Source organism: Adhaeretor mobilis (assembly GCF_007741515.1).
Classification (GTDB): Bacteria; Planctomycetota; Planctomycetia; order Pirellulales; family Lacipirellulaceae; genus Adhaeretor; species Adhaeretor mobilis.
Genome location: NZ_CP036263.1, coordinates 3,699,841 through 3,715,743, shown reverse-complemented (window position 1 = coordinate 3,715,743; position 15,903 = coordinate 3,699,841). Strand labels below are relative to the sequence as shown.

The following is a 15,903-nucleotide window of genomic DNA, read 5'->3' as shown; positions in this document are numbered from 1 at the left end:
CACGGAAGAAACGCGTTTCACCCACTTGCCGCCATCCTTCTGTGTGGCGGTCTACTAGCTGGGTAACTATGGGCCAATAAGTATATGGGCCACGATGGTGCCGATCTGGGTAGTTGCCATGCCGAGCGTTCGAGATTGAACGCCGACGCTGACAGCAGATCTGGAAGGCTAGTGAGGAAGGAAATCGGCTGGGAGACGCCGAACGTTGAGCGATGCCCTGTTTCATAGGCAGTGAGATCTCTTTGCAAGTAAGCATACTCCGCAGCTATCAACACGCTTTCTCGGGCGTTGGACGCTCGATCAAACGATTTTTGTAGGATTCACCTAGAGTAAATTTATGGCTAAGAAGAAGCAGCGTTCCGGCGGCAGGTATCGCGGTCGGAATAACAACAACGGTGGCGGCGGCGGCGGCGGTGGTCGCAACCAAAATCGCAATCAAAATCGTGGCGGGCAACGCCGGCGCAACAACGGGGGACGTGACTCGCGACGCGAGAATGATTACCCGGATAATGGCGAACCACTGCCCCTGACGGCCGGTTCCGGCGTGCTGGAAATGCACCCCAACGGGTACGGTTTTCTCCGCGATCCGGCCACCAACTTCACACGTGAACGGACCGATCCTTTCGTGCCGGGCACCATGATCGAAAAGTTCGGTCTGCGCGAGGGCTTACTCCTCAGCGGCATGGTCCAGCATCATCGGAAGCAGCAGGGCCCACGACTTCGGGAACTGCTCGATGTCGATGGTCTGCCTCCAGAAGAGTACCTGAACGTGAAGTCGTTCGAAGAACTCACCCCTATTACCCCCGAGGAATGGCTGCGTCTGGAAACGGGTCCTGAACCGATCAGCACGCGTGTGATCGACTTGCTTTCTCCCTTGGGCAAAGGCCAACGAGCGCTGATCGTCGCCCCACCACGCACGGGCAAGACGGTGTTGCTGCAGCAAATCAGCCAGGCGGTTTCCACGAATCATCCGGAAGTAACGATGGTCGTCATGCTCATCGACGAACGCCCGGAGGAAGTGACCGACATGCGTCGAAACATTCGCGGCGAAGTGTTCGCAAGCAGTCTCGACAATGACGTAGAGAGCCACGTTCGCCTCGCGCAACTCTCGGTTGCGCGTTGCCAACGCCTTTCGGAAATGGGCAAGGATGTGTTCATGCTCATGGATTCGATTACTCGCCTGGCTCGCGCGTTCAACAAATGGGTCGGCAACACGGGCCGCACCATGAGCGGTGGTGTTGATATCAAGGCGATGGACATTCCCAAGAAGCTGTTCGCTACCGCGAGAGCTTTCGAAGAAGGCGGTTCGCTGACGATTGTTGGCACAGCCCTCATTGAAACTGGCAGCCGCATGGACGATTTGATCTTCCAAGAGTTCAAAGGTACCGGCAACATGGAGTTGGTTCTCGATCGCAAATTGTCCGACCGTCGTATTTGGCCAGCGATCGACATCGAGCAATCGGGCACGCGCCGCGAAGAGAAGTTGCTGGAGCCTGAAACACTGCACGCGGCTACCATGCTGCGGCGCACGCTCTCCTCGATGCATCATGTCGATGCCATGGAGCAGCTCACCTCGAAGCTTGGCAAGTTCAAGTCGAACGATGAGTTCATTACGCTCATCCAAGGTGCAGACTGACAAGACTCAGTTTGACGTTACTCTCGGTGGATAAGCACGGAGCGGTATGGTGGATAAATCCGCTCCCAAGCTACCTTCGCTCGACCATTCACAACTGGGGCGGCTTGATAGCATTCAGGTTCTCCGGGCCGTGGCGGCTTGGTTCGTGGTTCTCTATCACTTGGCAGAAACCCCGGACGAGCGTTTGTCGTTCTCTGGGGCGCAGCCCAATTGGTTGCACTTCTATCGAGTGATCGGGTTCGCTGGCGTTGACCTGTTCTTCGTGATCAGTGGCGTGGTCATGATGATCACCTGTTACAATCGCTTCGGTTCGGTCTCCGAATCGCCTCGCTTCCTTTGGCGGCGGATCACACGCGTCTATCCGCTCTATTGGATCGCGACTCTCGTCATCCTGGCTGTTGCCTGGGCGGTTCCGTCGTTGGCGATACGCGACAAGTTGGCCGATTCCCACTTTTGGAAATCCTTTCTGTTGTGGCCACAAGACGACTTCCCTGCGGTAGCTGTGGGGTGGACTTTGGTCTTTGAGATGTATTTTTATGTCGTATTTGCGGCACTGCTGGCCTTGCCCCGCAAGGCAGTCCGCCCTGCTCTGCTGGCTTGGGGGTTTCTGGCCCTCGGATTATTTGCCTACTACGATCGGCCGGAATGGCATTGCTTGAAGGGGAATCTCTTTTTGCCGCTGCCTGCGTCTCTATTGACTCTGGAGTTTCTCGCCGGTTGTGGAATTGGTTGGCTGGTCTGCGAGCGGCGTTGCCCCATTCCGGCTGCCGCGCTGTGCAGTGGAGCAGCAATGCTCTTATTGGTTGGCTTCCTGATAGGTAGCCGCTTTCCAGACGAATCGCAATACGGCTATGTTCGCGTGACGGTATTCGGAAGCTCGGCAGCTCTTCTTGTGTACGGGGCCGTTGGTTTAGAGCTGGCAGGGCGTTGGCGCAAGCTCCCTGGGCTCACTTTCTGGGGCGATGCTTCCTATGCTTTGTACCTTTCGCATGTCTACGTCATTGGACTGGTCGCCAAATTACAGGGGCGAGTGTCGCCCGAACTGAGTACGTGGAGCCGATTCGGTTGGACGTTACTCTGTCTAGTCTCCTGCGGCTTCGTGGCGGCATTGGGGCATTTGCTACTCGAGAAGCCCCTGCTCCGCCTGCTACAAAGGAAGCGTTCCTCGGCAAAGACGCCATTGCGAACCGGCGGAAAGGATTTAGAATAGTGCCTTACCTCCGGAGGGTAAGCGAATGGCTAGCAGCCTCATTGGAATTGAGGTGCCCCGCAAGGGGTTGAGGGTTCGAGTCCCTTGCCCTCCGCTCGGTTTGTGTAATTTTGCTCGCAGATCGTGTTTACCGAGCAAAAGCCGATTCTGTCATTTTCTCTGCGCGATGGGTTCTCGTAGTCGACACACGACTTGTGGCGATTCAAGTCCCTAAACCTGCCGGACCTTTGCTTTGTCGATGCCGGCGACGAGCAACATTGCATCGCAGTGGCCCGTTGTGCTTGAACACCCCCGAACAGTAGAAAGTTAATCGCCTGGCAGGCTGCAAATGCTATCTTAGAGGTTCAAGCGAGTGGGTTCGTCAGCGTTTCTTGGCCAGCTCCAGAATATCGCGACAGTAGGTATCGCTAGGGCCGAATACGACACGGAGCGTAGTAGTGCAATCCTGCGAGGTTAGGTCGCCGCACTCCTCAAGCCCATGGACGCGGTCGTGCCTGGCTTGATAAGTCTCCACATTCAGCATCTTTCCTACGGTTTTGCGAGTCAGGGATCGCGGTAAGGAACTTGACACCGTTACTTGAGTAGGCGCACTGCAGAACTACCAGCGGCAACCGCATACGACGCGGAATTAACTGTAGCCTCTGCGAGAGAGCCACCAGCAGGGGTTGCGTCAGATTAGGATGCTGCATTGGACCACTAGATTAGGGCGGTCGTTCAAGATCTTTCATCACGGGGCGGTAGTCCTTGTGAAAGTGATCTCCGCGCGCCGACCACCACTTCTGTAAGGGGTTTCTTGATCGCTTGACGTTCTTATGCTAGCCTTCACGGCGGTAGTCCCAGATGTACCGACACCAGCCGGCCAAGAAGCTGGTTTTCCACGAAGACTAGCCCGGCAAGTATTAGCAAATCCCATGACGTTATCGACACTCGACTGGGGGATCGTCGCGGGTTTCTTGCTGCTCACGCTCGCCATTGGCGTCGCTGTCTCGCGGAGAGCTGGTAAGAATACTGGCGAGTTCTTCCTCTCTGGTCGAACGATGCCATGGTGGCTGTTGGGTATGTCGATGGTGGCGACGACTTTTTCTACCGACACTCCTAATCTCGTTACCGATATCGTTCGTCAGAACGGCGTTGCGGGGAATTGGTCATGGTGGGCTTTTTTGCTCACTGGAATGCTGACCGTCTTCGTGTACGCCAAGCTCTGGCGTCGTAGTGGCGTGATGACGGATATGGAATTTTATGAGTTGCGCTATTCGGGTAAATCAGCAGCGTTCTTGCGGGGATTTCGTGCTCTCTATTTGGGCGTTGTCTTCAATGTTATGGCCATGTCGGGTGTCTGTTTGGCAGCCATGAAGGTTGGCGAAGTGATGTTCGGCCTGGAACCCCTGCAGACGATACTCATAGCTTCGATCATCACCGTCATTTTTTCGAGCTTAGGCGGGTTTCGTGGAGTCGTGCTGACTGACTGCGTGCTGTTCGTCACTGCTTTAATCGGCGCAGGGGCGGCGGCCTATTATGCCCTTGGCCACGAATCAGTAGGAGGGCTTGCAAGCCTTGTCTCCAACGATTCGCTGCAACAGAGTCTCAAGATTCTACCCGACTCCTCAAACAAAGCACTGTTCGTGGAAGCGTTGATCATTCCCCTCTCCGTGCAATGGTGGGCTAGTTGGTATCCCGGTTCGGAGCCGGGTGGTGGTGGCTATATCGCACAGCGAATGCTCGCAGCAAAGTCCGCGAAACATGCGGTAGCAGCGACGCTTTTCTTCAACATCGCGCACTACGCACTTAGACCCTGGCCGTGGATTATCGTGGCGCTGTGCTCCCTGGTAGTCTATCCACTCGACAACCAATCCGAACGTGAAGCCGCCAATTCTGCTTTACATTCTGAAGCGATGCAGGAGCAAGTAGCCGTATGGGCAGATGATCCAGAATCGGTCTCTCCTGGACTTCGGCAAAAAATCGAAGATCTTCAGATTAAGGAGCGAGGCCTGACCGCACTTCGCGCAGCTTATAAAGATGTTGAGTTCGACAAATTCGGCCACGATCTTGCCTACCCCGCCATGCTCACGAACGTCCCTTCAGGATGGCTGGGGATTGTCGTGGCATCTTTAGTAGCCGCCTACATGTCTACGATTTCAACGCATCTCAACTGGGGGGCGTCGTATGCCGTCCATGATTTTTACAAAAGATTCGCTCGTCCTGAAGCCAGCGAGCAAGAGCAAGTCTGGGCCGGTCGAGCTTTCACAGTGCTGCTCATGGTGCTGTCGGGGGCGATGGCGTTGGCGTTAACCAATGCGAAGCAACTGTTCGACATTATCATTATGTTTGGCGCAGGGACGGGGCTGATCTTTCTGCTCCGTTGGTTCTGGTGGCGGATCAATGCCTGGACCGAAATCGCCGGCATGGTGGTGTCGGGACTCGCATCGCTTTGGGTGAGCTTCGGAACCTACAATAGCCAGCCGTTGGGTGACACACTGGGCGTTTGGAAGTTTCCCTTTGTCGTCGGGGCAACAACTGTAGCCTGGTTACTTGTAACTTGGCTCACACCTAAGACGGACATGACAGTCCTTAAGCAGTTTTATGCCAAGACGCGCCCCGGAGGGCCCGGCTGGCAACCGGTCGTTGCCGCGTTTGCAGAACGTGATGGCGCACAGCCTGTAGAGAACTCCGGTTTAGTTGCCGGAATCAGCTGTATGCTCTTGGGTTGTGCAATGGTTTACTGCGCACTGTTTGCAGCGGGGTATTGGCTTTATGGCCTTTATGCTTGGGCGATCGCTTTGACTGTCGTAGTCGCTTTGTCCGCCGGAGCGATTGCCGCACTCTGGAAGAACATGAACATTGAAGATGACGAGTTCTCTTGAACCCATCTGCCGGGCCTCTCGAAGTCCGGTTTCACGAGATAATCCTTAAACTACTGGAAATGAACAATGCAAAAAGTCATCAGCTACTGGTCTCTCAAGGATGGTCTTGCAGGGACCCAGCCCTTAGATAAAGCGGGACTCGCCGAAGCGAAAGATGCCGGGTTCGATAGGTTAGAGCCTGCCATTGGCACCGAAGGTGTCTTAACCGTCGACAGTGACAAAGGCACTTGTGAGTCCATTCGCTCCGGAGTCGAAGATGCCGGTTTCTCGATGGAAACATTGGCCAGTGGCATGACCTGGGGCTGCAACCCAGTCAGTAACGACGCCGAAGTACGACGAAAGGCCGTTGAGTTAAACAAGAAGGCGCTGGAGCGCGCAAGTTGGCTAGGGTGTGAAGCATTGTTGTTTGTTCCCGGGGTCGTCACCAGCCCGATTTGCCCGGGCGAGCACGTCCGCACCGACCACGCCCTAGAGCGTTGCCGGGAGTGCGTTTCGGAGTTATTAGAAACGGCCGAACGTGTCGGAGTCGATTTGTGCCTAGAGAATGTCTGGAACGGCTTTTTCTATTCACCAGTTGAATTGGCTAGTTTCGTCGATTCGTTTGGCTCAGAGCGACTCGGAATCTACTTCGATGTCGGCAACGTGCTGGGCTACCACCAATATCCGCCTCACTGGATTGAGTTGTTGGGCAGCCGAATCAAACGCGTCCACATCAAGGATTTCCGCCACGAGTTTGACTGGAGTGGAAAGTACTCCTTCTGCAAGCTCGGCGAAGGAGACGTACCTTGGAAAGAGTCAATCGCCGCACTCAGAGCTATTGGATACGATAAGACGGTTGTTGCTGAGATGCTTCCCTACGATCCTGAACTGCTCGAGCACACCAGCCAAGCGATGGATAAAATACTGGCAATGTGAGGTGGCTGAAGTCAGGCCGCCGGTTACCAGCAACCGGCAAAGTCTTTGCCTATTATCGACTTGGTTTGCGCAGCTCTTCGGTAGCAGGATCAGCAGCGCTGTCGCTGCGTACAAAGTCCTAGGAAAGCGAGGCCACCGCCGAGCAAGAGAAGCGTCGATGGTTCAGGCACGGAACTGGCAGATGCCAGAAGGGAGGTGACGTCTAGGCCGTTGCTTCTCTGCCAGATAAGAAAGTCACTGCCATCGACCGAGCCGTCGCCGTTCGCGTCTCCGTTTGCAGGAGCTGCGCTCCCGTAGTTGGTTTGAAGGAGCCCGAGATCGTCGCCATCGACGTCTCCATCAGCATCGAAGTCAGCTGCAAGTAGAGCGAGCTCCACATCGAGCACCAAGCCGCCGTCCGTAAGTGTCGCTGGCACGGTGACTTCTTGGCCATTGAGAGTTACGGTTACAAGGTACTCACCTTTGAATGCTCTCACTGAGGCTTCGCCCAGAGCATCGGCGGAAAGCATTTCGTCAGTCCACCAGTCGTTGAGGACCAAGTCGATGTACTCTTGCCCATGTGGGCGGATATTCCAGCCGTAATCGTAGAACGCCGCGTCTTTTCGCCAATGGTACCATTCAGAGATGCCCCACAAGAGGAATCCGTCGGTGCCCTCGTGAGCAAATGCTGCCGTGAGAAAATCGCGAGTAAAGTCGGCCTGCAGTTGCCGGTCAACCGTGTCGAAGTCGTATTCCGTGATAAACATGTCGAGGCCGAGATCGTCGAAGCGATCGAGAATCGCCCAAACCTCTTCTGGTCCGGTAAGTGTGCCAGCCGTGAAGTGCGATTGGAAGCCGACGCCGGTAATCGGTGCACCGTTGTTTATCAGTGTCTCAATCTCGTTGTAATAGCCGTTTTGATTGTTGGTATTGGTACTTCCGGCCGAGACGAGGATCGGTGCTTCGTTAATATGAAGCCCGATATTAGGATCAACTGCACGTGCCGCTTGAAACCAGTCGGTCACTACGTCATCACCGAGAATATCCAACAGTTCACGATTGTTGCGCAGTTCGTTGACCACGTTCATGTAACGCACTTTGCCAGCGATTGCCGTGCCCTTATCCGTAATATGATCGAGCACATCCTGGCGAATCTCGCCTTCCAGCTGCGCTTGACGGGTAGGAGTAGTACCAGGTTCGTAGTACTCAACGATCTTTGCTTGCACCGCATCGGGAGTGTGCACGCGATCTGGCCAAACATAGACGTGACCGTAAGCGTCGAGTCCATTGTCCTCTATCCAATCCAGGGCTGCTAACGCGTTGGCTTGCGAGTACTTGGCGATCTCTTCATCCTCCCAAGCACGCCAACTGAAGTGCTGTGGCGTGGCTGTATTAAACAGCTCAAGCACCTTTTGCTTGTGCGTGTTGTTGACGCTTCCAGACCCAGTGAAGGAATTGAAGGGAGCTTCCGTTCCAAACCGATACTCGTGCTCTTGCATTTCTATCGCGACTGCGGCGCCAGGAAGCGGAACGCCAGCGGCATCGGTCACGTTCACGAGCAAGTCGGCTTTGCGAACCGCATCAATGCGAGTATCCGCTTCTGCACGCCACGCTGCGTTGGCATCGCGACCGGTATAGAGCGGTGGTGGCGTGACGGAACTCGAGAAGCCAATATTCTCGATAGATATGTCAATTGGGTAAGGCGATCCGTATTCACCTTGAATTTGCCAGACCTCAACTTGACTAAGATCAAAGTCCTGGTAATGGGGAGAACCTGGTAGTCCGTTGTCACCATTGTCGCCATAGTGGGGCGAAGACATCGGAGCGGAGGAGACGAGTTGGGTTGACACGCCTGGGATGAGATCAGAGGTGCTGAATTTCCAGCTAGCCGTATTGGAATTGACGTCTGTCATTTGGAAATTGAAAGTATCGACCTCATTTCCCACATTGGCCGTTAGATCGATGGTGAGGTAGCTGTTCAGTTCGGCACTGTAGTCGGTTGAACCAAGGTAAGTCCCTGAGCCGCCGTAACCGTCCAATGGGTCATAAATACGATTGGCCGTTGCACCGGGAGTGGACGTAAACCCTCCGTAGTTGAATCCGAAGTTCCCGTAGCCGCTGAAGTCCTTAAATGTGGAGTCCGCTAGAACAGGCGACGCAAAGGCTACTCCAATCGTGATAGCTAGCGCTAGTCTAAATACAACTGAGCGAGTTCTGGGCAGTTCTCGCTGTGGTAACGTACTGACAGCGGTGAATGACAAATATTTCATTCTGTTCATGACTTATTCCACTCTTTCAGGGAACTGCACTGGTTGCGACGTGAAAAATGACGAATGCCAGTCACGCGAATTCTGGAGCTAAGTGCCGGGGAATTTGCTTTCTCAAATTTGTTGCAACAAGGAGATTGTAAGCAAGCAATCTGTAGAAACTGCCACGGTATTTTACGCAAGTCATTGTGGATTAACGACTTGTGTATGCGTCCCACTGTACACCAGCCTTAGCCACAACGTAGGAGCGAGATAGACTGCGCCCCGGCTGGCGACAGTGGAAGCAAATGGAATATTTCAGAAAAAAGAGAACAAATTTCTGTTGTGTTCCAGCAATTCGCATTATACTGGGGGCAGACGATTTAGCAATTAAATGGTCAATAACTTTTCAATCACAGGCTAGATCAGCCAACTTTGCTTAGGACGTGCTCGTGGCTTCGACGCTTACTGATATTGGACAAGAGGCAGGCTGCTCTCCGGCTACTGTCTCCCGTGTGCTGAACAACAGCGGGCCTGTTAGCGACGAGATTCGCGGGCGCGTAGAAAGCGCTGTCCGTCAGCATGGGTATGTCCATCGTGGAAGCGTTCGCTCTAACGGCGCCAGTAAGACCAAAAGCATGTCTGCAGTCGTATATGTTTACCGCCCCGGACCGGTTGAGCTCGTAACTCGCGGCGAAGATGGGTTACATGTCGATGCACCCCAGCAAGTCAATGAGCGAGAAATTCTGACCTCTAGCTATCAGCTTTCCAACGGTTTCTTTCATTTGGTTATCGATGGCCTGCTTGATGAGTGCAGTCACTGGGAAGTCGAAACTACGATTCAGGCGAGTTCGCACCTCGACTCGAAAAGCTTGATGAGGCAGGTCAAGAACAGCGATGCTTCTGCAGTGCTGTTCGTGGGGCCTTATCGAGAGGAAGTGAAGCAGTTTATCGCTGAATTCCCTGCACCGATGGTGCTCGTGGGCGTCAACTATACGAGCCGTCATGATGCGGTAACCATCGATAACTTCGGTGGAATTCGCCAAGCAGTCAAACACTTGGTTGAGCTAGGGCACAGTGACATCGGTTTTGTTGGCGTAAGCGATATGCCGGACTTCGAAGAGCGCCGCCTAGCCTTCATGGCCTACATGCAGGACGCCGGCCTGTCGGTTCGAGACGACTGGATTAACCTCGGCACGCTTAAAATGGCGGAAATCACCGAACGCACTTCTAAGTTGTTAACTCGCAAAGACCGTCCGACAGCACTGGTCTGCGGGAACGATCTGACTGCGATGGCCACGATTGAAGCCGCTAAGCAGTGCGGTCTTCGTGTGCCTGAGGATTTGAGTGTGATCGGTTTCGACGACATCCCGGTCGCAGCGTTGCTTTCGCCGCCTCTCACCACGGTAAATGTACCCATGCAGCAAATCGGTCGGCAGGCGGTTCGCCAAATGGCCATCCGCGATTCCTGCAAGGACGGCTTGAACTACCAGGGCTGTGTCACACGTGTCGCTACACAGTTGGTAGTCAGACAATCAACCGCACCGCCAGCGACAACTCAACTTGGATAATCAGAAATCGCCCGACCGAAACGTTTTTTGAGCCCGCTGTGCTCAACAAAAAGACCCCACAGCGAACAACACTATTCACTGAAACTATTTTCACCCCTAGTCTTTTTTTGCTCGTGAAACGATTCCACCCGGGGCGTCGGGGCACCCGTCTCGGGTGGATCCTTCACACAACGCTGCAACTTCCTGAGGGGAGATGCAGAGGAGAATCTTAAGATGAAGACATTTACTAGGTATTTTACACTCGCTGCGATCGCCTGTTCGCTCGTTGGTAGCACCACACAGGCACAAACCGACCTGCTGCTCCATTCGTTTGAAGGCACTGACGAGGGCTACGAATTTACCAGCACAAATTCCGCTACGAGTATCACACCAGACAACACAGGTACTTTCGCCACCGACGGTACCTATTCGCTGCGTCTCGAAGGGCAGACCAATGAATATTCGCAACCTGCTAAGGTGACGCTTGATCCGGCGTTGCTCGACAACTTCAGCACAATACATTTTGACTATCACGTGCCCGGCTTTGATGCCTTCATGAATGTTGGTGCACGTTTCTTTGCAGACGGTTGGACGGGCAGCGGAGGATTTTCCAGCGAAACCGTCCTATCCGACACAGGTACGTTTAGCTGGAACTTTAAGGACGACCCCAACTACGCATCGGGTTCTGCCAATGCGTCCTTCATCCTTGAGAACTTTAGCGCTGCAGGTGGCTCCACGACTACTTCACCACTTTATATAGACAATGTCCGACTCAGTGGCGGTACGCCTGTTGCTCCCTTTAAGTATTCTTGGGAAGACGCCTCTCTGGAAGGCTGGACGGAGACCTCCAGTTACAGTGGTACTGGCATAACGCCAATTGCCTCGGTCAATGTCGCCGGTGGTGCTCCAGCCGGTGCGATCACCGACGGCGACTATGCTCTCAAAGTGAGCCCCGAAGATTGGGGTGGCTGGACGATTCAAGTTGAAGCACTTGGTCCACCAGACAGCTCTGCTCCAGAAAACCCTCTTGCCCTGCAAGCGATGAAAGCGAACGACACGGTCGAATTTGATCTCTTTGTAGAAACAGGTGAGATCTTGCCAGGAAGCTTCACTCAGATCGCTTTCGTTCTTAACCAACTAGGTGGTTTTGCTGCCGACTATAACACGATCAATTTCGACGATACAGGATCGTCCTATCATGTGAGCTGGAAGTACGCAGATCATCCGCTCTACGACCCTGAAACCGATTGGGTACAGCTTAAATTCTTAACCCAAGCTGGTGATGGTGGGGAAGCGATCAAAGCGTTTTATGTCGATAATATGAGGTTCACAACGGCCAGTGTCGGCCTTGCGGGCGACTTCGACGGCAACGATATCGTCGATGGCGCCGACTTCCTGCTTTGGCAAACGGATAACAGTGTCGGCGACTTGGCCGACTGGCAAGCCAATTACGGCATGTCGGCCTCGACTGCTTCGCCAGTCGCTTCGGCAGTACCCGAGCCAACTTCGGCTGTGCTTTGCCTGTTAGGCGGTTTGCTTGGCGTGTCACGTCGTCGTAGTTGAACGGTACTGACGGAAGATGGAAGCGACAGAGTTTGAACTACAGATCGCGACGTGTCCAGAAACTGGGCCCCCTCCCCTCCTGGGCACGTTGCTTATTCTGTAGTATCAGCCCCTTTCGCATTAGCTTATTGCCAGGCTTTTAGGGCTAAAGCAGGCTAGGTACTTTTTATTTTGAGCACCCCTCGGGCGTATAATTTTTGCAGCGGGCCAGCGTCATAACGGTCAATAGGAAACAGGAGTTGAAAGGTAACTGCGATGTCTAAATCTACCCCACACGTGAAGAGGCACAACAACAGGTCTTCCGGTCGAGCTTTTACCCTTGTGGAATTGCTCGTCGTGATTGCCATCATCGGTGTACTTGTCGGGTTGCTGCTGCCAGCGGTTCAAGCCGCCCGCGAGGCAGCGCGGCGTTCGCAATGCTTGAACAATATTAAAAACGTTGCTTTGGCTGTGCTCACCTACGAGAGCTCCCGCCAAAAGTTTCCCCCGGCTTACCTCGCGCTGAAAGATCCCTCCACGGGCGAGTTGGAAAAATTCGGCGGCACCGGACTTGGCAGACCTACTCGCGAAAATTGGGCGATAATGATCCTTCCCCAAATGGAGCAACAAGCATTGCGAGATAGCTTTGTGCTTGATGACTTTAACGTATGGATTGGCCATGACAGCAACAGGGAGGCTCGTGGGACGTCCTTAGCGATCATGCGTTGCCCAACGGATCCTAATTTAGATACTCCTTGTGGGATCGAGGGAGGCAACTGGGCGCGGGGCAACTATGGTATCAATATGGTTCAAAGCGGCGATCTCTGGGGTTATCGTGCTTGGGATGACACCGATGGTCCCAGAGAGGGGTCACTCGGGCCACGTAAGGGAATCTCGTATATCAACAAGAGTCAGGAAATTGGTGACGTTACGGACGGTACAAGCAACACCATCCTACTGGCCGAATTGCGCGCAGGGCTATCCGAGCAGGACCCAAGAGGCTGTTGGGCCCTAGGTCAAGCAGGAGCGAGTGCTCATGCTCACCATGCCACATCTTGGAGTAACGCACCCAACAACTGCGATCCGTTCACAACGGACGTATTAGTCAACGCGAAAGCTATTATCGATTCCGTTGGAGCCGAGACGCTTCGCTCAGAATGCATGCATCCATATTCATCTGGAACTTGGAGCTACAAGAGTGTTGTCCGCAGTTTGCACCCAGGCGGTGCGATGATTGCGATGGCAGACGGAAGCGCTCGCATGGTTAGTGATTTCGTTGACAAAGGGACTTACCAGGCAGCGGTTGGAAATGAATATACTGAAGTCTATCAAGACCCAACCAAATTTAGGGTGTGGGAACGCTTAAATGTTTCCAATGACGCTTATCCGATTGAAGGAGAATTTTGATGCAAGGTAGAGTACTACACCGAAGTGGCAATATTCATTCATTCCGACCATTGCGAGCCCTGCTGACAGCCTCCTTGCTACTGTCAATGCTAGTCGGCTGTGGCTCGAGCAGTCCTTTTGAATACGTGCCCGCTACTGGGAAAGTTACCTACGAAGATGGTTCCGCGATTCCTTTTTCTGGAACAACCAGAATGTTATTCGCCTCTCAATCGCCACCCATAGACGGGAAATACTATCAAAAACCAGCCGTAGCGTATGTGGATGCGGATGGCACTTTCGAATCCGCCACCAGCCATAAATACAAAGATGGTATCGCGGTTGGGAAACACAAAATACTCATCAGTGCATCCGACGCGCAGGGAAAACTATTGATTCCATCTGAATATGGAAACATTGACACCACCCCATTGGAAATCGATGCAGAAGAATCACCGTTTGAACTGAAAATTCGCAAACCGACCGCGGAAGAACGAAAGAACACAAAAGTCGAAAAGTCATTGTACTAGTGAGACAGTTTCGCTGGCGTTTAGGCTTGTCGCTTACGCCGGAAATAGTTTGAACAGTTCTTTGTGAGTGACATGCGTTTGGGGAACGAAATCCTGAACCTGCTCATTCATTACTAATCGTGTGCGACCTTAGGTGATTGTCACACCTATCTTGAGGGGAGAGATCTAATGTTAAAGAGATTTTTATCTGTAAGTGTCGTGTTGGTAGGGTGCCTGTTCGCAAATGCATCGGCCGCACCGATTTTTGTTAGTTTCAGCACTCCAGGCACTTCTGCTTCTGCGACCACCACAGAGAAGTTTAACGTATTTGCCAATTCCAGTAATGGTGCGGTCTTTCCACTAGACGTTGTCCTCCCACTGAACGACGAAAATGGCGATTCCACAGGTATCGCCATTACGAAGCCAGATGGCGTAGTCTACGGGGGTGGTAACGGAACTCCAACTGTTGGCGGCGCCGCCGCGGCTGTAGGCATTACCAACTTCGCTGGCCAAACCTTCCACTGGTTGCAGGGATCCAATAACCCGAGAACGTACACGTTCACCGGTCTTGATCCTGCCTCTACCTATGATTTCTCAATCTTTGGTAGTCGCAACGGCACTGGCCCACGTGACACCGAGTACACCTTAGACAATGGCACATCGAGTTACACGGGAACCCAGGACGTAATGGGCAACGTTGGTGATCTCCAATTGTTCTCTGGAATAGCACCTTCTTCGACCAACACCATCGATCTGACGTTCGAGTTCGTCAATGGAAGCGTCGATTACGGTTACATCAACGCCTTGCGTATTGATGTCAACCCGGTTCCTGAGCCAACTTCGTTGATACTGTTTGGACTTGGCAGCGTTTGCTTGCTGGTTGGACGTAAGCGTCGCAACTAGTACATCCTTATTTTTGCTTTGTCTCTCGTGTGCGGTCGAGCTGACAGTCACACACTTTTCGAGGGGAGTCACTGATGTTGAAGAAGTGCTTTTCTGTAATTGGGACGACTGCTGGGCTGATGCTCATTGCTTCGCCGAGTATCGGCCGCAGTCCCTGAGCCTTCAGCCTTTGCCTTTCTCGCGTTGAAGGGAGTCAGTTGATTCGGTTCAGGACGTCGTGGCAGTTAGAGCATCCTTGAGTTTTTGTTTACCCGAAAGTCAATCGTTTCTGGCTTTCACTTTTTTCACTTGTTTTGGGAGGAGATACTAATGATTCGCAACACACTCTTTATCTTTGGTGCCGTACTGGCGACGGTAGTGATGGCGGTTCCTGCATCAGCCGCGACACTCGTTCAGTCTTTTGAGAACAACGACCTGACTAGCCCAACTACTGTATCAACGCTCGGAGACGTTGTTTCCAGCGCGTTTAGCGCGACTGGTGTCACAGATGGAGCGGCCAGTTACGAAGTTACCCCAGTCGAAGCTACTCAGGGTGCTGGTGCGAAGTTCATGCTCAAGATCAACTTACTGAGCAATCCGGCAATTATCCCTGCGTTGCAAGCGAACCCGATAATTCAGTTCGATGTAACAATTCCTGTAGACGATGATCCAAGCGATGCCCACGACGGCACAAAAGCGGTCGTCGTTGCTAACAGCGAGATGGGCGGGTTCGTTGGATACTACGGAGGTGCTACAAACGATTTCACGTTCGGCGCGGGCTCGACCACCTATGAGTATACCTTTAGCCCAGCGGTTATTGCCGGTCTTGCCAACCCCGCCAATTCGTACTCTGAAATTACCCTTGGATTCAATTCACAGCCCGGTGTTCAGCCGACTGGCTACTTCGACAACATTCGCATCCCCACAGCACCAGTGCCTGAGCCCGCATCGCTGCTCTTGCTTTCGCTGGCTGGGGTGGGTTGTCTCTCAATGGGACGTCGTCGCGGCTAGTAATTTGATCATGTGGTTGCATTAACAGGACACGGTGCTATCACATGCGTCCAGCCGATTAGACCTCTCTCGGAGGTTCCGAGAGGGGTCTTTTTGTACCTATCGGACGAGAGGTAAGAGCAGCTGTGTTAGTGACCTCTTCCTTCATGACCACTACAACAATGAAATCAAGTACCTCC

12 protein-coding genes, 1 tRNA gene and 1 pseudogene are annotated in these 15,903 nt (G+C 53.3%); 12 read left to right on the top strand and 2 right to left on the bottom strand.

Features of this window, described 5'->3' with window-relative positions:
* The first annotated feature begins 337 nt into the window (after positions 1-337).
* The 3 genes from rho (at position 338) to HG15A2_RS14660 (ending at position 2,940) form a co-directional block, all read left to right on the top strand.
* Positions 338-1,636: a transcription termination factor Rho gene (rho, locus tag HG15A2_RS14670; protein WP_145060939.1), complete on the top strand. Its 1,299-nt coding sequence runs from the start codon at positions 338-340 to the stop codon at positions 1,634-1,636.
* A 46-nt stretch (positions 1,637-1,682) separates the two neighbouring features.
* Complete coding sequence (locus HG15A2_RS14665) at positions 1,683-2,846, top strand: acyltransferase family protein (RefSeq protein WP_145060938.1); 1,164 nt, start codon at positions 1,683-1,685, stop codon at positions 2,844-2,846.
* A gap of 12 nt (positions 2,847-2,858) precedes the next feature.
* A tRNA-Ser gene (locus HG15A2_RS14660) sits at positions 2,859-2,940 on the top strand.
* Between the two features lie 267 nt (positions 2,941-3,207).
* Here the strand turns inward: HG15A2_RS14660 and HG15A2_RS14655 are convergent.
* Positions 3,208-3,417, bottom strand: a complete 210-nt coding sequence (locus HG15A2_RS14655; protein ID WP_145060937.1) for a hypothetical protein — start codon at positions 3,415-3,417, stop codon at positions 3,208-3,210.
* Positions 3,418-3,757: 340 nt separating this feature from the next.
* On the opposite strand from HG15A2_RS14655, the gene HG15A2_RS14650 reads away from it, so the two are divergent.
* Positions 3,758-5,707, top strand: coding sequence for a sodium:solute symporter family protein (locus HG15A2_RS14650; protein WP_145060936.1), 1,950 nt, complete (start codon positions 3,758-3,760; stop codon positions 5,705-5,707).
* A gap of 66 nt (positions 5,708-5,773) precedes the next feature.
* On the top strand, positions 5,774-6,622 hold the full coding sequence (locus HG15A2_RS14645) for a sugar phosphate isomerase/epimerase family protein (RefSeq protein WP_145060935.1): 849 nt from the start codon (positions 5,774-5,776) through the stop codon (positions 6,620-6,622).
* Between the two features lie 89 nt (positions 6,623-6,711).
* On the opposite strand, the gene HG15A2_RS14640 is transcribed toward HG15A2_RS14645, so the two are convergent.
* Positions 6,712-8,880 carry an endo-1,4-beta-xylanase gene (locus HG15A2_RS14640; RefSeq protein ID WP_145060934.1) on the bottom strand — a complete coding sequence of 723 codons (2,169 nt, stop codon included), beginning with the start codon at positions 8,878-8,880 and terminating at the stop codon, positions 6,712-6,714.
* A 413-nt stretch (positions 8,881-9,293) separates the two neighbouring features.
* On the opposite strand from HG15A2_RS14640, the pseudogene HG15A2_RS25155 reads away from it, so the two are divergent.
* The 7 genes and pseudogenes from HG15A2_RS25155 to HG15A2_RS14610 form a co-directional block, all read left to right on the top strand.
* A pseudogene (locus tag HG15A2_RS25155) lies at positions 9,294-9,428 on the top strand (LacI family DNA-binding transcriptional regulator); the annotation flags it as partial.
* 57 nt (positions 9,429-9,485) lie between these two features.
* On the top strand, positions 9,486-10,418 hold the full coding sequence (locus tag HG15A2_RS14635) for a LacI family DNA-binding transcriptional regulator (protein WP_246117746.1): 933 nt from the start codon (positions 9,486-9,488) through the stop codon (positions 10,416-10,418).
* 213 nt (positions 10,419-10,631) lie between these two features.
* A complete protein-coding gene (locus HG15A2_RS14630) occupies positions 10,632-11,960 on the top strand; it encodes a PEP-CTERM sorting domain-containing protein (protein ID WP_145060932.1) in 1,329 nt (442 codons plus the stop codon).
* A gap of 255 nt (positions 11,961-12,215) precedes the next feature.
* A complete protein-coding gene (locus HG15A2_RS14625; protein WP_145060931.1) occupies positions 12,216-13,346 on the top strand; it encodes a DUF1559 domain-containing protein in 1,131 nt (376 codons plus the stop codon).
* Positions 13,347-13,537: 191 nt separating this feature from the next.
* Positions 13,538-13,852, top strand: a complete 315-nt coding sequence (locus HG15A2_RS14620) for a hypothetical protein (RefSeq protein WP_145060930.1) — start codon at positions 13,538-13,540, stop codon at positions 13,850-13,852.
* Positions 13,853-14,020: 168 nt separating this feature from the next.
* Positions 14,021-14,734, top strand: a complete 714-nt coding sequence (locus tag HG15A2_RS14615) for a PEP-CTERM sorting domain-containing protein (RefSeq protein WP_145060929.1) — start codon at positions 14,021-14,023, stop codon at positions 14,732-14,734.
* 309 nt (positions 14,735-15,043) lie between these two features.
* Entirely contained in the window at positions 15,044-15,724 is a 681-nt protein-coding gene (locus tag HG15A2_RS14610) for a PEP-CTERM sorting domain-containing protein (RefSeq protein WP_145060928.1), read from the top strand.
* Positions 15,725-15,903 lie beyond the last annotated feature (179 nt).